Source organism: Methylobacterium endophyticum, from assembly GCF_050591105.1.
Classification (GTDB): Bacteria; Pseudomonadota; Alphaproteobacteria; order Rhizobiales; family Beijerinckiaceae; genus Methylobacterium.
The window spans coordinates 100,897-121,591 of the sequence record NZ_JBNHES010000010.1 but is presented as its reverse complement, the minus strand read 5'-3'; the positions used below and the strand labels follow the sequence as shown (position 1 = coordinate 121,591).

Genomic DNA, 20,695 nt, shown 5'->3' with positions numbered 1-20,695 from the left:
CGACCGGAGCGGCGCCGATCCTGTCGATGGGACCGACCATGGAATATCAGGGCATCGTTTCGATCGAGGTTCCGGAGACGCCGCATCTGGGAGGCAACGCCGACCACGGCGACCCCTATTCCTTCGCGCCGAGCGTGGTGCGCCACCTCGTCGAGCGCTTCGCCCTGCGCTCGATGCTCGATCTCGGTTCGGGCCAGGGCCATACGGCGGCCCTGTTCCACCGGCACGGCGTCGCCGCGATCGCCTGCGACGGGCTCGGGCGCAACATCCGCGACAACGTCTTCCCGACGGTCCAGTCCGACTTCACGCAGGCGCCCTTCGTCTGCGCCGTCGATCTCGTCTGGTGCCAGGAGGTCGCCGAGCATGTCGAGGAGCGCTACCTCGGCAATTTCATCGGCTCGCTTGCCTGCGGCAAGGTCATCCTCATGACCCACGCCCTGCCGGGCCAGCACGGATACCACCACGTCAACTGCAAGGACGCCGCCTACTGGATCGAGGCGGTCTCGCGGGCCGGCTACCAATGCGCCGTGGCCGACACCAACCGCGTGCGCGCCCTCGCGCAGCAGGACGGCGCGGCCTACCTGGCCCGGACCGGCCTCCTGTTCACCCGCTGCTGAGGCGGGCGTCGCCGTCACCGAAGGACGAAGGGGGGGACGATGGCCGACTGGGCCCGCATCGTGATGAACCGGCAGACCGACCAGGTCATCCGCCAGCTCGATCACGCGTCCCTCGACGCGCTGGAGCTGTCCGGCAACCAGTGGGGGCGCTTTCCCTGGCGGACCTTCCGCGAGCTGCACTACCCGCAGTTCGACATCTGCCGGGAGATCGATCACGACCGCCTCTACGACGTGGTCTTCGCCGAGCAGGTCTTCGAGCACCTGACCTATCCCTACCGGGCGGCGCGGAACGTGTGGCGGATGCTCAAGCCGGGCGGCTATTTCGTCATCACCACGCCGTTCCTGCTCAAGATCCACAACCACCCCGTCGACTGCTCGCGCTGGACCCCGGTCGGCATGCTCTACTTCCTGGAGGAGGCGGGGTTCGACCCGCGCGCGACCTATGTCGACAGCTGGGGCAACCGGGCCTGCATCAACGCCAACTACGAGCGCTGGGCGGATTACGTGGAGGGCGTGCACAGCCTCCAGAACGAGCCGGACTTCCCCATCGTGGTCTGGGCCATCGCGCAGAAGCCGAAGGACTGAGGCGGCGGGCGGCTACCCCGCCGCGACGGCGTGTACGAAGCTCGCGATGCCGGCGCTGCGCAGCGGCCGGTAGGCCAGCGCGCGCAGGGCCGGGCCGTCGAGATGGGAGCTGTGAGACACGGGGCGCCCTGGCAATCGCTGTATCCGAAAAGATATAGCACTGTGCCGCAAGCGGCGCGGCTTGCCCAGGTGCTGGCCGGATGGGCCACGCGGCCGGCTCAGGGCGTCGCGGGGGCCGCCGGCGAGAGGCGGGCGAGGAAGGGCAGGGCGGCCTTTTCGGCGGCGCGCTCGATGGCGCGGTAATGCGCGACCACGTCGGCACCGAAGGCCGAGAGCCTCGCCCCGCCCCCGGCCTTTCCGCCGGCCTGCGTCTCCACCACGGGGCGGCCGAAGCCGGTGTTCATGGCCTCCACCAGCATCCAGGCCCGGCGGTAGGACATGCCCAGCGCCCGTCCGGCCGCCGAGATCGAGCCGTGCTCGGCGATCATCTCCAGAAGCTGCACCTTGCCGGGCCCGACGCGGTGGTCGGGGCCGAGATCGATACGGATGCTCAAGCTGGCCATCGGGTCTCCTCGCGGCGCTCGTCCTAGCACGGGGCGCGGCCGGAAGGGATTTCTCCCGGCGGGTCTGGCCACGGCTCGTGTCGGCCGTATATAGCGCCGCGTAGAGGCGGGATGGTCTCGCTGCCGAAGGCCGCGTGATCCGCCCTTCCCCGAAACCCGCCGAGGACCGACCCCGCATGATGCCGTTCACCCGCGCCCTGCTCGTCGCAGGGCTTCTCCTCGGCGCGCAGGCCGCGCACGCCGCCGAGACCGTCACGGTCTTCGCCGCCGCGAGCCTGAAGAACGCCATCGACAATGCCGGCAAGGCGTTCACGGCCCGGACGGGCGCGGAGATCAAGGCGAGCTACGCGGCGTCCTCGGCGCTGGCCCGGCAGATCGAATCGGGCGCGCCCGCCGACCTCTTCGCCTCGGCCGACCTCGAATGGATGGACTATCTGGCCAGGAAGAACCTCATCAAGGCCGACAGCCGCGTGAACCTGCTCAACAACCGCCTGGTGGTGGTGGCGCCGAAGGAGTCCGCGGCGGCCGAGGTCGCCTTCACCGCCGAGGGCTTCGCCAAGGCCCTCGGACCGGACGGGCGGCTCGCCACCGGCGAGGTGAATTCGGTGCCGGTGGGCAAATACGCCAAGGCCGGCTTCGAGACGCTCGGGCTCTGGGGCACCATCCAGCCGCGCCTCGCCCAGGCCGACAACGTGCGCGCGGCGCTGGCGCTGGTCTCGCGCGGCGAGGCGCCCCTCGGCGTTGTCTACGAGAGCGACGCCAGGTCGGATCCGGGCGTGAAGGTCGTGGGCGTGTTTCCCGAGGGCAGCCACCCGCCGGTGGTCTATCCCTTCGCTCTCACCCTGGAGGCGAAGGGCGAGGCCGGCGCCCAATTCCTCGACTTCCTGAAGAGCGCCGCCGGCAGGCCCTTCTTCGAGGCGCAGGGCTTCACGGTGATCGCCAAGCCCTGAGGGCCGCGTCAGTCAGATCACCGGCACCGCGCCGAGGCCGCCACCGTAGAAGACGGCGTGCCCGGCATAGTAGAGGGTCAGGAACAGGGCCAGCGCGGCGCCGTAGGCGGCGGGCGCCAGCACGACGCTGCGGCGCGTGGCGGGCTGGCGGGCGTCGTCGGCGGCGATGGCGAGCAGCACCGCGATGATGCCGGAATGGCCGATCGCGTCGAGCTTGCCGAACTCGAACACCGCCGAGACGAACACCGCGACGAGGATGATCGCCGCCATGCGCCGCACCAGCGGCGTCCAGATCAGGGCGAAGGCGAGGGTGAATTCGATGACGCCGGCGGCGCGCATGAACAGCTCCGGCGAGGCGCCGAGGGTCATGGCGGGCTTGGCGACCAGCAGGGGCGCGGTCCAGTCGGGGAAGGCCCATTTCTCGACGGAGGCCCACATCAGCGTCACGGCGGCGGCGGCGCGCATCACGTCGAGGGGGCGCAGGCCGAAGGGCGAGCGCCCGGTCCCGGTCATGATCAGATAGGCGGCGATGCCGAGGAAGATCGGGTAGTCGGCGAGATGGAAGGCGCCGTAGCTCCAGGTCGCGAAGCCGAACAGGAAGACGATGCCGAGCCCGCCGAGCGGCAGCGTGCGCCGCCAGATCATCGACACGGCGATGGCGAGCTGGAGCCAGGAGATCCAGCCGGCGTCGGTCTTGAGCTCGGGCGTCAGGATGATGCCGCCGAGGCACCAGAGCGAGACGAAGAAGAAGCCGCAGACGGCCCGTACCAGCCGCTCCGTATCGAGCCGCACCCGCGCGGTGACGCGGTCGAGGCCGGAGAGGAGGGCGCCGCCGATGGCCGTGCCCTCCGCCATGCACCCCGCCATCAGGCAGATCAGGGCGAGGCCGGTGAGCCACTCGAAATCGGCGCAGAGCACCTGTTCGAGCCCCTGCGGCTGGCCCGCGAGGTTGAAGGCGCAGAACCATTTGACATGGGCGCTGGCCTCCTGCGTGGCGAGGAGGAGGAGCGGCAGGGCCGCCGCGAACGCCGCACCGGATGTGGAATAGCCCCGACCGAACCGAACCATGGAGCCCTCGGCGACACGCAGCTACGCAACGAGTACGTGCGTAATGTCGCTCAAGCGGCCGGACGGCGCTAACGATTTGTTAGGAGATCTTACCGAAAAGTTAACGGCCCCGTTTCCGTCGCCGTCGCCTTGGACCCCGTCGGGCGCTCTCAGAAGCGCCCGACAGGGTCCAAGTTCTTGTGATGGCGTATGTCCGGACGGAGAACCGGGATCCGCTTCCCCTGAACATGCTTCAGGGTTGCGGCGCGGTGGCGGGGAAGCCGCCCTCCGCGACCCGCGCCGGCTTGTCCGCCGACAGGGTCTTCAGGAAGGCCACGATGTCGGCCTTCTCGCCCGGCGACAGGGCGAGCGCGCGGATGTCCTTCGAGCGGCTCGGCCTGTCGATCCCGCCGCAGTTGTAGAGGTCGATCACGGCCTCGAGGGTCGGGACAGAGCCGTCATGCATGTAGGGCCCCCGTTCGGTCACCTGCCGCAGGCCGGGGGTCTTGAAGGCGTAGCGCAGCGCCGGAGAGTTCGGGAAGAACTTCCCCCGGCCGATATCCTCGCCCGTGGCGCTGCCGATGTCGTGGAAGGAGCCGTCGCTGAACGCCCAGCCGGAATGGCAGGCGGCGCAGCCCGCCTTGCCCGTGAACAGGGCGAAGCCGTGCTTGGCCTTCGCGTCGACGGCGGTCTCGTCTCCGGCGATCCAGCGGTCGAAGGGGGCGTCCGGCGAGACGATCAGGCGCTCGAAGGTGGCGAGCGCCGCCTCGACCCGCTCGCGCGTCACCGCCGGATCGGGGAAGGCGTCGGCGAATCCCTTCGCGTAGTCCGGGTCGGCGGCGAGGCGGGCGAGCGCCTCCGCTTCCGGCAGGTTCATCATCCGCTCGGAGGTGATCGGCGTGAAGGCGACGGTGTCGAGGTCGCGGAACTTGCCGTCCCAGCCGAGCCGCTCCTGCCAGGCGAGGTTGAGCAGGGTCGGCGTGCGCCGGGGCAGGGCGAGCCCGTCCCGTGCCTCGGCGCGGGCCCGGCTGTCTCCCCAGGCGTGGTCGGGGTTGTGGCAGCTCGCGCAGGTGCGGTCCCGCTCCCCGGACAGGAGCGGATCGAAGAACAGCCGCCGGCCGAGCTCGGCCTTGGCGAGGCTGTAGGCGTTCTCCTCGGGGAACGGGATCGCGGCGGGGCGGCGATAGGCGGCGCGCGTCTCGTCGCCGAGCCGGTCGGGCCCCATCGCGCCGTAGCCGGCGGCGCCGAGAACCATGAGGAGCGCCGCTGCGGCGCCGCCGAGCTTCCACGTCATGACGGAACCTTTCCGCCGTGTTTCTAGCCGCCGAGCCGTTGCCGAAGCGTGAAGATTTCCTTGCGCTTAAGAGTTGCCGAGGGCCGCCCTGGTGACGGCTCCGGTGCCGATGTCGTCGCTGCCCTCCATGCCGAGCAGGGCGATCAGCTTCAGCCGCGCCCGGCTCACGCGGCTCTTCACGGTGCCGACGGCGACGCCGCAGATGGCGGCGGCCTCCTCGTAGGTGAAGCTCTGTGCGCCAACCAGCACGAGCGCCTCGCGCTGAGGCACGGGGAGGGTGTTCAGGGCGGCCTCGAAGGCGCGCATCTCGACGCGCACCTCCTGCTCCGGCAGGCTCGAGAGGCGGCCGGCGATGCTGCCGTCGGCGTCCTCCACCTCGCGCTTGCGCTTGCGCTGCTCGGAGTAGAACAGGTTGCGCAGGATCGTGAACAGCCACGCATAGAGGTTGGTGCCCCTCTGGAAGCTGTCGGACTTGGTCCAGGCGCGCACCAGGGTGTCCTGGACGAGGTCGTCGCTGCGGTCGAGGTCGTAGGTCAGGGAGAAGGCGAAGGCGCGCAGCGCCGGGATGGCGCCGAGCAGCAATTCGCGCATCTCCGGCTCGACCTCGCCGGGCCGGAGCTCGGCCAGTGCCGCCGCCGGGGCGCCTTGGAAGGCTGTCTGCGTCATCGGGAGGGCTCCTCCGGCTTGGCGCTCGCGGCGAGCTCCGCCAGGAGCGCCGTGAACCGTTCGGGAAGCGGCTGCGCGACGAGGCTCGCGTAATGAAGGCGCAAGCCCTGTCCGATCCGGCGGCGCGCGTCGGCATCGAGGCGCCGCGCGCTCCTGGCGCATGGATCGCCTGCGGCCTGTCGGTGCGTCTCGTCGTCGGTCCGCGTCATCGTCACCCGTCTGGTTCGTGAGACGGGCGCGGCGAACGCCGGAAGGCGCGTCGATCCCGTCACGGACCGGCGGTGCTAGACCTCAAGTATTTAATGCGATCTGAAACCGGCGTTCATGCAATCTTAATGCGAACTTGGCCGTAAAAAATAATATCGACCGGCAATGCTCAAGCTGATCTGAAGTATGTCGGATTGTTTCTGCTGAAATATGTTCGGCGCTTTCCCGGCGTGCTGGAGCCTCCCCCGGTCCCGCCGATCGCGGCGCCGATCCGGCTGCCAAGAGCGGCACGCCGCCGGCCGGGCCGAAGGGGTCGGGATGGTGCCGGTGGAGAGGATCGAACTCCCGACCTTCGGTTTACAAAACCGCTGCACTACCGCTGTGCTACACCGGCCCCTGTGCGGCGTGCTAACAGCCGCGAGCCGGGCGTTCAAGCCGGGCGGGCCGGGGGCCGGTCAGGCAGGAGCGGCGTCGCATGCGGGCTCGCGCGGGGGAGGAGGAGACGGGCCGGCGGTTCGGGCTGAGCCATCTCGCCGACCGGAGCGTCGCGGCCATGCTCGGGCTCGGCTTCGCCTCCGGCATCCCGTTCCTGCTCGTCTACGTGACCCAGTCGGCCTGGCTCTCGGAGGCGAAGGTGCCCATCGGCGTCCTCGGCCTGATGAGCGAATTGACGCTCGCCTACAAGTTCAAGTTCCTCTGGGCGCCCTTCCTCGACCGCTACGATCCGCCGCTTCTCGGCCGCCTGCTCGGGCGGCGGCGCGGCTGGATCGTGGTCTCGCAGATCGGCGTGATGGCGACGCTCGCCGGCGTCGCCTTCGGCGATCCGGCGCACTGGCTCGCCTGGACGGTGATCTTTTCCCTGTCGCTCGGGTTCGCCGGGGCGACGCAGGACGTGGTCATCGACGGCTGGCGCATCACCGTCGCGCCGCCGGAGCGGCAGGCGCTGATGTCGTCCTGGTCGGAGGTCGGCTGGCGCATGGGCAACCTCGCCGCCGGGGCCGGCGCCCTCTATCTCGCCGACGCCTACGGATGGCGCGCCGCCTATCTCTGCATGGCCGCGCTGATGGCGCCCGGCCTCCTCGCGGCGCTGCTCGCGCCCGAGCCCGAATCGGATCTGCACGCGCGGCACGACCATCCGGGCTTCGTCGAGACGGTGTGGGCGCCGATCCGCGAGCTGACCAGCCGGCTCGGGCCGATGGCGATCCCGATTCTCATCCTGATCGCGGGCTTCCGCATGCCCGGCTACGTGGCGAGCGCGATGGCGCTGCCGCTGTTCAAGAGCCTGCACTACTCGAACACCGACATCGCCACCGTGACGAAGCTCTTCGGATTCGGCGTCGCGCTGGGAGGGACGTTCCTCGCGAGCTACATCGTGCCACGCATCGGCATGATGGCGAGCCTGCTCGTCGGCACGGTGGCCGGCTCCGCCTCGCATCTCTCGCTCGCCTATCTGGCGCTGCATGGGGGCGAGGGAGGCGACGCCTTCTGGACCTTCGCGCTGACGGTGAGCATCGACAGTTTCGCCTACGCCTTCGCCTCCATCGTGCTCATCGCCTACATGTCCTCGCTCGCCGCCACCGAGCATGCGGCGAGCCAGTATGCGCTGCTCACCTCGCTCTGCGCGCTGCCCGGAAGCCTGCTCGCCGGCGCCTCGGGCTTCGTCATCGAGTATACCGGCTTCGCCTGGTTCTTCGTGGCGACCTCGCTGATCGGCGCGCCCGTGGCGCTTCTGTGCTGGTGGGTGTGGCACCGCCACCGGCGGATGGCGTCGCACGTTGCGTAGACGGCTCCGGATCAGTTCTCAGCTGCGCGTTCCACGGCGACATCCAGTGTGGTCCAGGCGAAAACCTCGATCCCGGCCTCGTCGTAGATCAGAAACCCATGGATCGGCCTCTCCGGCACGGCGATAGCGGTGATGCCTTCCTCTCGCGCCCGCTGCGGCTTCAGATCGGCGGCAAAACCGGCCAGTTCACGCTCGGCAACGGGCGCGAGTGCCTTCTCGCCTGCCTCGACCGCGTCGGCGGTGGTGGCGAAAGCTCCCGCCAGGGTCTCGTAGGGCGCGGGCGCCTTCCAGGGTGGGAAGACGGCCAGCTTGACTGTGTAGCTCATTCGCCGAGCGTGTCCCCGGAGGCCCTAACGCCGCGTTCCGCTTCCCGCCCCTGCCACCCATCGGCCTGACCGACAACCGTCGGGGGGATCGGCCCTCAGCGGCCGCTGCGCCGGGCGGCGACGAGGCTGAGGGCGGCGAGGTCCTTGGCGCCGTCTCCGTGGGCAACCGCGTCGATGAGGTTGTCGCGCAGCACTCCGGCGAAGGGCATCGGCACCCCGGCGGCCTCCGAGGCGGCGAGCGCCAGGCGGATGTCCTTGAGGCCGAGGGCGAGCCCGAAGCCCGGCGGCTCGTAGCGGCCGGCGGCGATGCTCGCGCCGTAGCCCTTGTAGACGGGCGAGGCGAACAGCGTGCTCGTCAGCAGGTCGAGGAGGTCGGCGCCCGCGACGCCGTGTCCCTCGGCGAAGGCCGCCGCCTCGCCCATCGCCTCGATCGCCGCGATCAGCATGAAGTTGCCGGCGAGCTTCACCGCGTTGGCGCGGAAGGGCGCGTCGCCGAAGCGCCAGGTCTTGGCGCCCATGGCGTCGAGGAGAGGGGCCGCCGCCTCCACCGCCGCGGGCGGTCCCGCCGCGACGATGTTGAGCGCGCCCTTCTCCGCGACGTCCGGCCGTCCGAAGACGGGGGCTGCGACGTAGGGCACGCCCGCCCGCTCATGGAGGAGCGCGAGTTCGCGCGCGAGCGCCACGGAGACGGTGCTCATGCTCAGGTGCAGGGCGGGTTTCGCGGGAGCGTCGATGAGGCCGCCCTCGACGATCACCGCGCGCAGGGCCGCGTCGTCGGCGAGCATGGTGATCGCGGCCTCCCCCAAGAACGCTTCCTGCGGCGTCGCGACGGGCACCGCGCCCTCCAGCCCCTCGGCCGCGCCCGGCGAGCGGTTCCAGACCCGCACCCGGTGCCCGGCGCGGATCAGGCTGCCCGCCATCGCCCGGCCCATGCGGCCGAGCCCGATGAAGCCCACGTCCATGGATCGTCTCCGTTTCGGGGTGTCAGACCGCCGCGCCTTCGAACGGAGCCGTTCGAAGGCGCAAGGCCAGCGCGACCGCGCGCCGGCGCCCGTGCGCCGAACCGCCTTCGGAGCGATGATATCGATCCAAAGGCAACTCGGTCTCAGTGGGAATCGAGGAAGCCGATGGCGTCCGCGTTGAAGCGGTCGGTGGCCTCCATGTGGACGAGATGGCCGACGCCCTCGATCACCTCGGCCCGCCCGTTCGGCATCCTGGCCGCGAGCGCCCGCGCGTGGGCGGCGTTGTCGCCCATGCCCTTGCGCAAGCCTTCCGGCGCGTAGGCCTTGCCCGGCGCGTTGCGGTCGTTGCCGCCCATGATGAAGAGCGTCGGCACGCTCACCAGCGGGATCTCGTGGACGACGGGCTGGCCCCAGATCGCCTGATAGGAATTCACGAAGGATTGCAGCCAGCGCCGGTACTCGCCCGAACCCTTCACCCGTTCGCGCAGGCTCACGAACGGCTCGATGGCGGATTCCGGCAGCGAGAGCGCGTAGCTCGTCATCAACTGCCGGCGGTAGTCGTCGGCGGTCATCTCGCCCTCGCGCTTCAGCAGGACGGCGTCCGGGACCGGCGGCACCGTGAAGCGGTAGTCCTCCAGCCCGATCGGCGCTTCGAGCACCAGGCTGTTGATCCGGGTCGGCGCGTTGCGGGCGAGCCGTACCGCGAGCATGCCGCCCATGGAGTGGGCGATCACGTCGATGCGCTCCAGGCCCATGGCGTCCATCAGCGCCACGGTGTCGGCGGCCATGCGGTCGAAGGTGAAGGGGCCGACGGGCTTCGACGACTTGCCGAAGCCGAGCTGGTCGGGCGCCACCACCCGGTAGCCCGCGCCGGTCAGCGCGGCGATCACCGGCTGCCAGTAGCTCGACGGGAAGTTGCGCCCGTGCAGCAGGAAGACCGTGCGGCCGTTGGCGCTGCCCTGCGGCGCCACGTCCATATAGGCGAGGCGCTGCGCCTCGCCGTCGCGGGTGAGGTCGAGATAATTGACCGGATAGGGATAGGCGAACCCCTCGAGCGCGATCCCGAGCGGCGGCGGGGCGCCGTCCTGGGACAGGGCGTCCTGGGCCGCCGCGATCCGCGGAGCGGCGGCGGCGATCATGAGGCCGGCAAGCAGGGCGGCGATGCGCATCAGGAATGGTCCCGGCTGGATGTCCGGCTGCGCACATATCGACGCCGGTCCGGTTCGCCGTGTGACATAGGGCACTTGAGGCGAGGGGAAGCGCCCGATACCGCACGGGTTCCTCCCGGAGACCGCATCCACGATGGCCGCTCCGCTCGGTCCGACCCCGCCGAAGGCCCATGACGGGCTGCCCCCGCGCGAGCGCGTGCTCGCCATGGCCGCGATCTCGCTCGCCATGACCATGGCGGTGCTCGACGGCGCCATCGTCAACGTGGCCCTGCCGGTGATGGCCAAGGACCTCGCGGTGCCGCCCTCGGCCGCGATCTTCGTGGTCAACGGCTACCAGATCGCGGTGACGGCGGCGCTGCTGCCCTTCGCCTCCCTCGGCGACATCCTGGGGTATCGCCGCGTCTATCTCTCGGGGCTGGCGGTGTTCGTGGCGGCCTCCCTCGCCTGCGCGCTCTCGCCGAACCTGTCGGTGCTCATCGCCGCGCGCATCGCGCAGGGGCTCGGCGCCGCCGGCATCATGAGCGTCAACATCGCCCTGGTGCGCTTCGTCTACCCGAACCGCATGATCGGGCGCGGCGTCGGCAACGTCGCCCTCGTGGTGGCCATGGCCTCGGCGGCGGGCCCGACGGTGGCGGCGGCGATCCTGTCGGTGGCCTCCTGGCCCTGGCTGTTCCTGGTGAACCTGCCCGTGGGGCTCGTCGCGCTCCTCGTCGCCTCGCGCACGCTGCCCGTGACGCCCCGGAGCCGGGCGCGCTTCGATCTGCCGAGCGCGCTGCTCAACGCCGTGACCTTCGGCCTGCTCATCATCGGCATCGACGGGCTCGGCGAGGAGGCCGGGCGCGGTGTTGCGCTCGCCGAGATCGCCGGGGCGCTCGCGGTGGGCACGGTGCTGGTGCTGTACCAGCTCCGCCTGCCGGTGCCGCTGCTGCCGGTGGACCTGCTGCGCATCCCGGCCTTCGCGCTCTCCATGGCGACCTCGATCGCCTCCTTCGGGAGCCAGATGATCGCCTATCTGGCGCTGCCCTTCTACCTTCAGGACGTGCTCCACCTCTCCGAGACCCGCACCGGCTTCCTGATGACGCCCTGGCCCATCGCCATCGCGCTGATGGCGCCGATCTCGGGGCGGCTGTCGGACCGCTTCCCGCCGGGGATCCTCGGCGGCATCGGGCTCGCCGTGATGGCGGCGGGGCTCACCGGGCTGGCCCTGTTGCCGGCCGAGCCGACGACCTTCGACATCGTCTGGCGGCTCACCGTCTGCGGCTTCGGCTTCGGGATGTTCCAGTCGCCGAACAACCGGGTCATCCTCACCAGCGCCCCGCGCGAGCGCAGCGGCGGCGCGAGCGGCATGCAATCGACGGCGCGGCTCACCGGGCAGTCCCTCGGCGCGGCCTGGGTCGCGGTGCTGTTCGGGCTGACCCACGGCACCGGGGCGGAGCGGGCCATCGCCTTCTCGCTGTGGTCGGCGGTGGCGCTCGCGGTGTTCGGCGGCGTGGCGAGCGTCCTGCGGCGCCAGCCGGAGGGCTGAGCGCGGGCGCCCGCCGCGCGCCTGCCCTGCATCCTGCGCCGGGCACGGGCCGCGCGGCGGCGCGTTGACCGGCGACTTTTCACGTCAGTCTTGGCTTTCACGTCAGTCTCGGAGCATCCCATGGACCTCGATCTCACCGGGCGCCGCGCCCTCGTCACAGGCTCGACGGGCGGCATCGGCTACGCCATCGCCAGGGAGCTCGCCGGCCTCGGCGCCAGCGTCGGCATCAACGGCCGCACGCCCGCGCGCGTCGACGCCGCGATCGCCAAGCTGAAGGGCGAGAGCGCGGGCGGCGAGGTGTTCGCGGCGGTGGGCGACGTCGCCACCGCCGAGGGGGTCGACGGGCTGGTCGCCTCGCTCGGAAGCGTCGACATCCTGGTCAACAACACCGGCATCTTCGAGCCGAAGCCGTTCTTCGAGATCCCGGACGCCGACTGGCAGCGCTTCTTCGACGTCAACGTGATGAGCGGCGTGCGCCTGTCGCGGGCGCTGACGCCGGGCATGGTCGAGCGCGGCTGGGGTCGGGTGGTGTTCGTCTCCAGCGAGTCCGGGATCAACATCCCCGTGGAGATGGTCCATTACGGGATGACGAAGACGGCGCAGCTCGCAGTGGCGCGGGGCCTCGCCGAGACGGTGGCCGGCACCGGCGTCACCGTGAACAGCGTGCTGCCCGGCCCGACCCTGTCGGACGGCGTTGAGGTCTTCCTGAAGCAGATGGCCGGCGAGGCCGCCCATCCCGACCTCGACGCGCTCGGACGCGCCTTCGTGGCGGAGCACCGGCCGACCTCGCTGATCCGCCGGCTCGCCGGCGTCGAGGAGGTGGCGAGCATGGTGGCCTATGTCTGCTCGCCGGCCGCGAGCGCCACGAGCGGGGCCGCGCTCAGGGTCGATGGCGGCCTCCTGCGCAGCATCGCCTGAGAGGGCGGCTGTCCGGCCCCCGCGAAAAACGCTCCCGGCCCGTCTTGGGCGGCCGGGAGCGGGAGCGCGAACCGGAGCGGGTCGGAATTCAGGCCTTCAGGTGGGCGGCGAGGTGCTTGTTCATCTCGAACATGGTGCACTTGTCCTTGCCGAAGACGAGCTTCAGCTTGTCGTCGGCGAGGATCTCGCGCTTGTTGGCCGGGTTCTGAAGGTTGTGCTTCTTGATGTAGTCCCAGACCTTGCTGACCACCTCGCCGCGCGGCAGCGGGCTGGTGCCGACAATGGCGCCGAGCTCGGCGGAGGGCTTCAGGGGCTGCTGGAGGGCGTTGGGCTTGGCGCCGGCGGCGGCCTTGGGCGCGGCGGCTTTCTTGGCGGCGGGCTTGGTCTCGGTCTTGGTGGCCATCACATTCCTCCGGTTCAGGCGCAGAGCGCAGCCGCCCCTACACAGGAGGCAACTTAGGTGCAACAACTAAGCGGTGGGCGGAGCGTTCCAAGGGGGACGCGCCCGCGAAGCGTTCCTCGTCCACAGCGGCGGACGGTGCGAGCGCGTTCGCGAGACAGGGTCCCGACAGTATTGGCACCCGTCAATCCTTTGTAAACCATCGACGACCTGCGGTCTCCGCCTCCGGGCCCGCGCCCGCCGGGACGCTGCCGGGACGCTCCTGCCCCGCGAGAACCGGCCCCCGCGACGATTGCGCTTCCCCGCGAAGGATGCTTCGGTCCCCGTCCAGGCCCCGCGAGAGACGGGGCCGCGTGAAGGAGACGACCCCTTGATTCTCGTCAGCGTGATGTATCCCGGCGGCCCCGGCACGACGTTCGACATGGCGTATTATCTCGGCCACCACATGCCGCTGGTGCGCGAGCGCTGGGTCTCCCTCGGCCTGCACGAGGCGCGCATCGTGCGCGGCGTCGGCACCCCGGACGGCGGCCCGGCCCCCGTCCAGGTGATGGCGCTGCTGACCTTCGACTCGGCGGAGGCCTTCGCCAAGGCGGCGGCCGCCCATGGCGAGGAGATCTTCGGCGACATCCCGAACTTCACGAACACGCAGCCGGCGGTGCAGATCAACGACTTCGCCGAGCCCGCGCAGGGGCGATGATCGACATCGTCAAGCTGGTCCAGGCGAAGAACCCGGCCCTCGGCAACTATGTCCTCGTGCTGCGCTCCGACGCGCGCGCCCTCGACGGGCCCGAGCGGCTGGGCGACGCCGCGCGGGCCTGGATCGAGGCGCATGCGCCGGGCGCCGCCTTCTCGCGCGAGACCGTGGCCCTCGCGCCGTATCCCGGCGGCGTCCCGGCGGAGCGCATGGTGAGCGTGCTCGCCTTCAAGGACGCCCGGCATCTCGCCGCCTTCGCCACGGCCTGGACCGCCGACCCGGAGCCGGACGAGGCCCCCGCCGGCTGAGCGTCCTCAGGCCGCCCGCAGGGTGCGGATCGCCCCGAGCGTGTCCCTGCGGACGGTCTCGAGGTCGCGGATCAGGGGGGCGAGATCGCCGTCGCCCCTCGCCGCCGCCTCGATGAGCCGGCACAGCTCCGACAGGCCGACGAAGCCGAGCATCCCGGCAGCCGCGATCAGCGCGTGGGCGTCGTGGGCGATCTGCTCGCGGCTGCTCTCCTCGGGGCGCAGGCGCTCGCCGAGCTCCGCCGCGAGCATGCCGAGCAGCCCGTCGACCTTGTCCGGCCCGAAATTGTCGCGCACCGCCGCGAAGGCCGCCCGGTCGATCGTCGCCGCCGCGAGGGGAGCCTCGGCGTCCGGGGGGGGCGGGGCCGGCGCCAGGGCCCAGCGCTCGATGGCGCCGAAGAGCTCGGCCCGCTTGAACGGCTTGCCGACATGGTCGTCCATGCCCGCCTCGCGGAACGCCGCGATCTGGCTCGGGAGCATGTTGGCGGTCATCGCCAGGATCGGCACGTCGCGGGCCGGCGCGGGCATGGCGCGGATGCGGCGGGTGGCGCTCAGGCCGTCCATGCCCGGCATCTGCACGTCCATCAGCACGAGGTGATAGGGCCGGCCGTCGGCGTCGGCGCGCGCCACGGCGGCCACCGCCTCGGCGCCGTCATTGGCGCAATCGACCTCGAACCCGCCGGCCTCGAGCACCGCGCGGGCGAGCTCCTGGTTGAGCGGCACGTCCTCGGCGAGGAGGAGCCGGCGCCGGACCGCCTTGTCCGCGCCGGGCGCAGGAAGCGCCTCGACCGGGACCTCCGGCTCGGGGGGCGCCTCGGCGCGCGGCAGCGTCAGCGTGAACCAGAAGGTCGAGCCGACCCCCTCCCGGCTCTCCACGCCGATGGTGCCGCCCATCATCGCCACGAGGTCGCGGCAGATCGAGAGGCCGAGGCCGCTTCCGCCGAAGCGCCGGCTGATCGAGCCGTCGACCTGGCTGAAGCGCTTGAACAGCCGGGCGTGCTGCTCCACCGAGATGCCGATGCCGGTATCGGTCACGCTGAAGCGCATGCTCTCGCCCGCCGGAGCGGCGCCCTCGTGGCCGACCGTCAGCGACACGGTGCCGGCGGGGGTGAACTTCACGGCGTTGTTGAGGAGGTTGAGCAGCACCTGCCGCAGCCGGTTCTCGTCGCCGAACAGATGCTCGGGCAGGCCCGGATCCAGGCTCACCTCGATGGCGAGCCCGCTCTTGAGGGCGCTGCCGCGCACGATCGCGACGGTGTCGCCGACGAGCTGGCCCAGCCGGAAGGGCGCGGGATCGAGCTGGAACTGGCCGGCCTCGATCTTGGAGACGTCGAGGATATCGTCGACCACGGTCAGCAGCGCCGCGCCCGCCCCCCGGATCAGCCCCAGGCGGTGCCGGTCCTCCATGGTCAGGTGCGTCTCGTCGAGGAGCAGCCCGGCATAGCCGAGGATGCCGTTGAGCGGCGTGCGGATCTCGTGGCTCATGGCGGCCAGGAACTCGCTCTTGGCGGCGCTGGCGCGCTCGGCCTCGGCGCGGGCGGCCTGGGCCTCGGCGGTGAGGGCCAGCAGGGCCGCCTCGGCGCTCTTGCGCTCGGTCACGTCGAAATGCAGCCCGACGAGGCGCAGCGGCTTTCCGTCCGGGTCGTACAGGGTGCGGCCGCGGGCGGCGACCCAACGCTCGCCCACCCGGAACTCGGCGCCGTAGACGCCGCGGGAGGCCACCGCGCCGTAGACGGCGTTCCAGGCGTCCTGGATGTCGTCGGGATGGACCAGCGCCGTCCATTCGGCGGTGGTCAGGCCGCGCGTCTTGCCGGATTCGGGCAGGCCGTAGATGCGCAGGCTCTCCGGCGAGAGCAGGGTCACGCCCTCGCGCATGTCCCAGTCCCAGGTGCCCGCCTCGGCGGAATCGAGGGCGAGGCGCAGCAGGTTCTGGGCCTTCTCCAGGGCGATGCGCGCGGTGACGATCTCGTCGATGTCGAGCGCCGTGCCCAGCCACTCGACGACCCGCGTCTCGTCGAGGGGGTCGCGCACGGGGGTCATCACCAGCTTGTGCCAGCGCCAGGCGCCGTCGTGGCGCCGCAGGCGGCCCTCGGTGGAGTAGCCGGTTCCGGTGGCGCTCGCCTCAGCCCAGGCGGCCTCCATCCCGGCCGCGTCGTCGGGATGGTTGCGTGCCAGACGCTCCTCGCGCGTGGCGCCGACAGGGCCGTAATACTCGCGGAAGCAGGCGTTGACGTAGGTCGCCTCCCCGTCGGCGGGGTTCGTGGTCCAGACCAGCAGCGGCAGCGTCTCGGCGAGGCTGCGGTAGCGCATGTCCCTGCGCGAGAGCTCGGCCTCGGCCTCGCGCCGGTCGGTGATGTCGATGAGGATGCCGAACAGGCCGCGCACCGCGCCGGAGGCGTCCCGCGCGCAGGTGCCGCGCACGGTCACGTCCCGCACGCTCTCGTCGGGGCGCACGACGCGCGCGTCGAAGGTGAAGGGGTTGCCCGTGGCGATGGAGGCGCTGACGATCGCCGAGACGCGGCCGGCGTCGTCGGGGTGATAGATCCCCGCGAGGTCCGCGAGCTCCGGCGGAGGGCTGTCCGCCGGCCGCGCCGCGATCCGGTAGAGCCCCGCCGACCAGACCGGCTGGCGGTCGGAGAGGTCGACGCGCCAGTACCCGATCCCGGCCATCTGCTCGGCCATGGTGAGGAAGTGGTTGACCTTGGTGGTCTCCTGCTCGCGCAGGGCGAGCTCGCGGCCCTGCGCCTCGATCGTCTCCTCGTAGGCCCGCCGCGCCTCGATCTCGGCGCCTCGCCTCGTGTTGGCCTGGTGCAGGCGCAGATGCGCGACCACGATGGCCGCGAGGTCGCGCAGGGCCTCGGTCTCCTCCTCGCTCAGCGTGCGCGGCACGGTGTCGATGAGGCAGAGGGATCCGACCCGCAGGCCCGGTTCCACGATCAGCGGCGCGCCCGCGTAGAAGCGCAGCCACGGCGCGTCCACCACATAGGAGCGCGTGGCGAAGCGGGGGTCGCGCCGCGCGTCGGGGACGACGAGGACCGCGTCGCTGAGGATCGTGAACTGGCAGATCGATTCGCCGCGCGGCATCTCGCGGGGGACGGCGCAGGCCGTCTTGATCCACTGGCGGTCGGTGTCGACCAGCGACACGAACGCGTCGGACACCCCGAACAGGCGCCGTGCCGTGCGGCACACGGCCTCGAAATGCTCCTCGGACGGCGTGTCGAGAACCCGCAGGTCGCGCAGGGCCGCGATCCGCTCGGCCTCGTTGGGCGGCAGGATGCTCACCGATCCGTTCCCCGTTTCCCCCTCCGGTCGCCGTTGCGAACGGACCCGCGATTGTGACGGTTCCGACGCCGGAAATCAGCACACATCGTCGCGAATATCGTCGCGGACATCTTCCCGGCCGAGGCGACGGCGCGCGGCCTCCAGCCCCCAGACCATGCCGAGCATCATGTAGACGTGACGCCACTTCTCGATGTCGATCTGGAGCGCCTGGAGGAAGAACATCATCAGCGCCGGCCAGACGATCTGGGCATGGGCCCGGAACGGCGTGTCGCGCGCCATCAGCCGGAAGCCGACGGAGCCCGTCGCGGCGACGAGGACGATGAACACCGCCCCGCCGAGCCAGCCGCCATTGGCGAAGCTGCCGATATAGGAGTTGTGCGGCTCGATGCCGAAGATCAGGCGCCAGTGCATCGGCCCCATCCCGAAGGGCAGGCCGAGGAGCAGGCCCATGCCGCGGATCTGGTTGCCGAAGCGGCCGGTCTCGCCCTCGTCGTAGTCCTTGGTCAGCGCGGCGCGGTCCTGGATGCTTCTCGCCACCTGGTCGACGGACATCAGCGCGGCGAGCCCGATCAGGCCGATGGCGAGGGTGGCGAGGCCGAGCAGCACGATGCGCCGTCGCAGCGTGAGGGAATCGGTGGTCGCGTAGAGCGAGCCGACCATCACGCAGACGGCGACGACGCTGCCGCCCCAAGAGCCGCGCGAGAAGGACAGGAAGATGCCGGCCAGGATCACCACGAGGCCGGCGAGCGCGAGCACCGGGCGCCGGGCGGTGCCCGAAAGCAGCCCGTGCATCAGGTAGAGCGCCCCGAGGGTGAGGAACGAGCCGAACACGTTCGGGTCCTGGAAGGTGCCCGAGGCCCGGCCGTACATGCGGAAGAGCTCGTCGTTGCCGATGAGCTCGAGATAGCCGCCGATGCCGAGCAGCGCCGAGAACACGCAGCTCGCCGTATAGGCCCGCAGCGCCAGCTCCATCCGCGCCCGTGTGTCGTCGGCGAACAGCATGGCGAAGAACACGCCCGTCACCGCGAGATAGACGAGCTGGATCGTCCAGGTGAGCGGGAAGGGCTCGTCGAGATAGGGCAGCAGCGCCCCGACGATGGCGGTGAGATAGAGGATCAGCAGCCAGACCAGCGGCAGCGCCCCCCGGTGCAGGCGGATGCCGAGCGCCAGCCACAGCGCCATGGTCGGGATGGCGATGGCGTCGTAGGGCGAGGCGGTCTCGGAGAAGGCGAAGCAGGCGAAGAAGACGAAGGCCGCGAGCATCGCGTGCCCGAGGCCGAGCACGACCCGCCGGACCGGCACGCGGGCCCAGAGCCCGGCGCCCGGCAAAGCCTCCGCCTCGCGTGACGGGACGACGCCCATGAGGGGCGGGGCGGAGGTGGACGCCATGCGGGTACGCGGCTTTCACGCGGCCCCGGAACGCAGGGCCGCCTCACAGGCCGGCACCATGGCGTCAAATGGTTGATTTTTGCCGACGCGGCCGGCGGAGCGGGCACCCTAGACGAGCCATGCGTCCAAAAACCCCTGCGCATTGGCGCTGGTGGTCGAATAGCTGTTCGTCATCACGACGCCGCTCTCGTAGGAGCCGTTCCCGTCCATGTCCATGACGAGATAGGAGGTCTCTTGTCCGATGTTCGAGAACAGGTAGGCCGTGTTGTGGTGCGACCCGTTGAGCTTGTCGGACAGACGCGCGAACGACACGGCGTCCTCGATCGAGTCGATGCTCGTGGTGACCATGCCGAGATGCGGACCGTCGACGACGATCTGCGGAACGTCGATCCGGTCGAACTGGGTGAAGCGCATGATGACGTCGGCCGTCTCGGTCGTGGTGCCCGTATCGCCGAGGTTGAACACGAAGGTGTCGCGATCCCAGACATTGACGCCGTTGTCGATCATGATGTCCTTGCCGCGGCCGCCGATGATGACATCGCCGTCACCGGCGACGATGAAGTCATTGCCGTCTCCGCCGTCGATCCAGTCCTTGCCGAGGAATCCGTAGAGGCTGTCGTTGCCGCCGCCGCCATACAGCCGGTCGTTCCCCTGGCTGCCCATGATGTAATCGTTGCCGTTCGTATATTTGTTCGAATAGGCCATGGCAGCGCTCCTTCGTCCGATGGATGCGACCCTACGGACGAACGAGCCGGGGCGATGTGCAGCCCGTCACCCCATGGATATCGCCCGCCGGCCGGCCGCGCCGGTGCGGGCCCCGCTCACGCCTTGCAGGCGAGAAAGCCCTCGCGGATGGCTTCCGGGTCGAGGTTGCGGCCGATGAACACCACCCGCGACACGCGCGGCTCGTCGGCCCCCCAATCCGCCTGGAGATCGCCGTCGAGGATCATGTGGACGCCCTGGAAGACGAAGCGCTTGGGCTCGCCGGGGAAGGCGACGATGCCCTTGGCGCGCAGGATGTCCGGTCCCTGCTCCTGGGTCAGGTTCGAGATCCAGGGCATGAACTTCTCCGGGTCCACCGGGCCGTCGATCTTCGCCGAGACCGACTGGATCTCGGAATCGTGATGGTGATGGTGCCCCTCCTCGAGGAAGGCGGGCTCCAGGTCGAGGATGCGGCCGAGATCGAAGGCGTCGCGGCCGAGCACGGCCTCGAGCGGCACGGCGCAGCGCTCGGTGCGGTGGAGCTGGGCGTAGGGGTTCAGCCCACGGATCTCCCCCTCGACGCGCGACAGATCGGCCTCGCTCACGAGGTCGGCCTTGTTGAGCAGGATCACGTCGGCGAAGGCGATCTGGTTCTTGGCCTCCGGCGCGTCCTTGAGGCGCTCGGACAGCCACTTGGCATCGGCCACCGTCACCACCGCGTCGAGGCGGGCGGCGTCGCCCACGTCCTGATCGACGAAGAAGGTCTGCGCCACGGGGGCGGGATCGGCGAGGCCCGTGGTCTCGACGATGATCGCGTCGAACTTGCCGCGCCGCTTCACCAGCCCGTCCATGATGCGGATCAGGTCGCCGCGCACGGTGCAGCAGACGCAGCCGTTGTTCATCTCGAAGACCTCCTCGTCGGCGCCGACCACGAGGTCGTTGTCGATGCCGATCTCGCCGAACTCGTTGACGATCACGGCGTAGCGCTTGCCGTGCGGCTCGGTGAGGATGCGGTTGAGGAGCGTGGTCTTGCCCGCTCCGAGATAGCCGGTGAGCACGGTCACGGGGATCTTGCCGGAGGCGGTGGTCGGGGAAGCGTCGGACATGGCGTCTCTTCGGGAAGGCGTGGATGCTGCGTCGGGCCGGGGACGAACCGTCATATTGTATCGTTAAGGCCCGAGGGGAAGCGCGTGGCCCCCAGGGGAGGCCGAACCTGCGTGCAACGGGCCACACCTGCCGACGATGACGTTTCCGCCGCCCCCGTTTCCGATCACAAGTCCGGGGACGCCCTCCCGCCGTCTTGACGGCGTC

General features: G+C 70.6%; 21 protein-coding genes and 1 tRNA gene. 8 read left to right on the top strand and 14 right to left on the bottom strand.

Annotated elements, in window-relative coordinates; all coding sequences use genetic code 11:
* The first annotated feature begins 26 nt into the window (after positions 1-26).
* Together ACP56T_RS13175 and ACP56T_RS13170 are read left to right on the top strand one after the other, a co-directional pair.
* Positions 27-617, top strand: coding sequence for a methyltransferase domain-containing protein (locus ACP56T_RS13175; RefSeq protein ID WP_430912568.1), 591 nt, complete (start codon positions 27-29; stop codon positions 615-617).
* A 39-nt stretch (positions 618-656) separates the two neighbouring features.
* Entirely contained in the window at positions 657-1,202 is a 546-nt protein-coding gene (locus tag ACP56T_RS13170) for a class I SAM-dependent methyltransferase (protein WP_430912567.1), read from the top strand.
* Between the two features lie 218 nt (positions 1,203-1,420).
* On the opposite strand, the gene ACP56T_RS13165 is transcribed toward ACP56T_RS13170, so the two are convergent.
* On the bottom strand, positions 1,421-1,765 hold the full coding sequence (locus ACP56T_RS13165) for a winged helix-turn-helix domain-containing protein (RefSeq protein ID WP_430912566.1): 345 nt from the start codon (positions 1,763-1,765) through the stop codon (positions 1,421-1,423).
* Between the two features lie 176 nt (positions 1,766-1,941).
* Here ACP56T_RS13165 and modA point away from each other — a divergent pair, with 176 nt between their 5' ends.
* Positions 1,942-2,715 (top strand): molybdate ABC transporter substrate-binding protein, encoded by a 774-nt coding sequence (modA, locus tag ACP56T_RS13160; RefSeq protein WP_430912565.1) that lies wholly within the window; start codon positions 1,942-1,944, stop codon positions 2,713-2,715.
* Positions 2,716-2,727: 12 nt separating this feature from the next.
* Here modA and ACP56T_RS13155 read toward each other — a convergent pair whose 3' ends face one another.
* The 5 genes from ACP56T_RS13155 to ACP56T_RS13135 form a co-directional block, all read right to left on the bottom strand.
* Positions 2,728-3,783, bottom strand: coding sequence for a hypothetical protein (locus ACP56T_RS13155; RefSeq protein WP_430912564.1), 1,056 nt, complete (start codon positions 3,781-3,783; stop codon positions 2,728-2,730).
* 232 nt (positions 3,784-4,015) lie between these two features.
* A complete protein-coding gene (locus tag ACP56T_RS13150) occupies positions 4,016-5,056 on the bottom strand; it encodes a cytochrome-c peroxidase (protein WP_430912563.1) in 1,041 nt (346 codons plus the stop codon).
* 66 nt (positions 5,057-5,122) lie between these two features.
* Positions 5,123-5,647 (bottom strand): sigma-70 family RNA polymerase sigma factor, encoded by a 525-nt coding sequence (locus tag ACP56T_RS13145; RefSeq protein ID WP_430912618.1) that lies wholly within the window; start codon positions 5,645-5,647, stop codon positions 5,123-5,125.
* A gap of 71 nt (positions 5,648-5,718) precedes the next feature.
* On the bottom strand, positions 5,719-5,931 hold the full coding sequence (locus ACP56T_RS13140; RefSeq protein ID WP_430912562.1) for a NepR family anti-sigma factor: 213 nt from the start codon (positions 5,929-5,931) through the stop codon (positions 5,719-5,721).
* Positions 5,932-6,248: 317 nt separating this feature from the next.
* Positions 6,249-6,323: transfer RNA gene (locus ACP56T_RS13135), tRNA-Thr, on the bottom strand.
* A gap of 81 nt (positions 6,324-6,404) precedes the next feature.
* Here ACP56T_RS13135 and ACP56T_RS13130 point away from each other — a divergent pair.
* Positions 6,405-7,712, top strand: coding sequence for an AmpG family muropeptide MFS transporter (locus ACP56T_RS13130; protein ID WP_430912561.1), 1,308 nt, complete (start codon positions 6,405-6,407; stop codon positions 7,710-7,712).
* An 11-nt stretch (positions 7,713-7,723) separates the two neighbouring features.
* Here the strand turns inward: ACP56T_RS13130 and ACP56T_RS13125 are convergent, their stop codons facing one another.
* From ACP56T_RS13125 to ACP56T_RS13115, 3 genes are all read right to left on the bottom strand, one after another.
* Positions 7,724-8,038 (bottom strand): hypothetical protein, encoded by a 315-nt coding sequence (locus tag ACP56T_RS13125; RefSeq protein ID WP_430912560.1) that lies wholly within the window; start codon positions 8,036-8,038, stop codon positions 7,724-7,726.
* A 95-nt stretch (positions 8,039-8,133) separates the two neighbouring features.
* On the bottom strand, positions 8,134-9,000 hold the full coding sequence (locus ACP56T_RS13120) for an NAD(P)-dependent oxidoreductase (RefSeq protein ID WP_430912559.1): 867 nt from the start codon (positions 8,998-9,000) through the stop codon (positions 8,134-8,136).
* Positions 9,001-9,143: 143 nt separating this feature from the next.
* Complete coding sequence (locus ACP56T_RS13115; protein WP_430912558.1) at positions 9,144-10,169, bottom strand: alpha/beta fold hydrolase; 1,026 nt, start codon at positions 10,167-10,169, stop codon at positions 9,144-9,146.
* A gap of 133 nt (positions 10,170-10,302) precedes the next feature.
* Here ACP56T_RS13115 and ACP56T_RS13110 point away from each other — a divergent pair, with 133 nt between their 5' ends.
* Positions 10,303-11,694 carry an MFS transporter gene (locus ACP56T_RS13110; protein ID WP_430912557.1) on the top strand — a complete coding sequence of 464 codons (1,392 nt, stop codon included), beginning with the start codon at positions 10,303-10,305 and terminating at the stop codon, positions 11,692-11,694.
* A 120-nt stretch (positions 11,695-11,814) separates the two neighbouring features.
* The gene (locus tag ACP56T_RS13105; RefSeq protein ID WP_430912556.1) at positions 11,815-12,612 is read left to right on the top strand and encodes an SDR family NAD(P)-dependent oxidoreductase; all 798 of its coding nucleotides are present in this window, start codon (positions 11,815-11,817) and stop codon (positions 12,610-12,612) included.
* An 88-nt stretch (positions 12,613-12,700) separates the two neighbouring features.
* On the opposite strand, the gene ACP56T_RS13100 is transcribed toward ACP56T_RS13105, so the two are convergent.
* Positions 12,701-13,015: an SWIB/MDM2 domain-containing protein gene (locus ACP56T_RS13100; protein ID WP_430912555.1), complete on the bottom strand. Its 315-nt coding sequence runs from the start codon at positions 13,013-13,015 to the stop codon at positions 12,701-12,703.
* Positions 13,016-13,382: 367 nt separating this feature from the next.
* Between ACP56T_RS13100 and ACP56T_RS13095 the strand changes: the two genes are divergently transcribed.
* Both ACP56T_RS13095 and ACP56T_RS13090 read left to right on the top strand, forming a co-directional pair.
* A complete protein-coding gene (locus ACP56T_RS13095; RefSeq protein ID WP_430912554.1) occupies positions 13,383-13,709 on the top strand; it encodes an EthD family reductase in 327 nt (108 codons plus the stop codon).
* Complete coding sequence (locus ACP56T_RS13090) at positions 13,706-14,014, top strand: hypothetical protein (RefSeq protein ID WP_430912553.1); 309 nt, start codon at positions 13,706-13,708, stop codon at positions 14,012-14,014. The genes ACP56T_RS13095 and ACP56T_RS13090 overlap by 4 nt, the downstream gene beginning before the upstream one ends.
* A 6-nt stretch (positions 14,015-14,020) precedes the next feature.
* On the opposite strand, the gene ACP56T_RS13085 is transcribed toward ACP56T_RS13090, so the two are convergent.
* The 4 genes from ACP56T_RS13085 to ACP56T_RS13070 all read right to left on the bottom strand — a co-directional run bounded on the left by ACP56T_RS13085 (position 14,021) and on the right by ACP56T_RS13070 (position 20,490).
* Positions 14,021-17,293 (bottom strand): ATP-binding protein, encoded by a 3,273-nt coding sequence (locus ACP56T_RS13085; RefSeq protein ID WP_430912552.1) that lies wholly within the window; start codon positions 17,291-17,293, stop codon positions 14,021-14,023.
* Positions 17,294-17,368: 75 nt separating this feature from the next.
* A complete protein-coding gene (locus ACP56T_RS13080; RefSeq protein ID WP_430912617.1) occupies positions 17,369-18,655 on the bottom strand; it encodes an O-antigen ligase family protein in 1,287 nt (428 codons plus the stop codon).
* A gap of 135 nt (positions 18,656-18,790) precedes the next feature.
* A complete protein-coding gene (locus ACP56T_RS13075; RefSeq protein WP_430912551.1) occupies positions 18,791-19,387 on the bottom strand; it encodes a calcium-binding protein in 597 nt (198 codons plus the stop codon).
* A 116-nt stretch (positions 19,388-19,503) separates the two neighbouring features.
* Positions 19,504-20,490, bottom strand: a complete 987-nt coding sequence (locus tag ACP56T_RS13070; RefSeq protein ID WP_430912550.1) for a CobW family GTP-binding protein — start codon at positions 20,488-20,490, stop codon at positions 19,504-19,506.
* Positions 20,491-20,695: the final 205 nt, after the last annotated feature.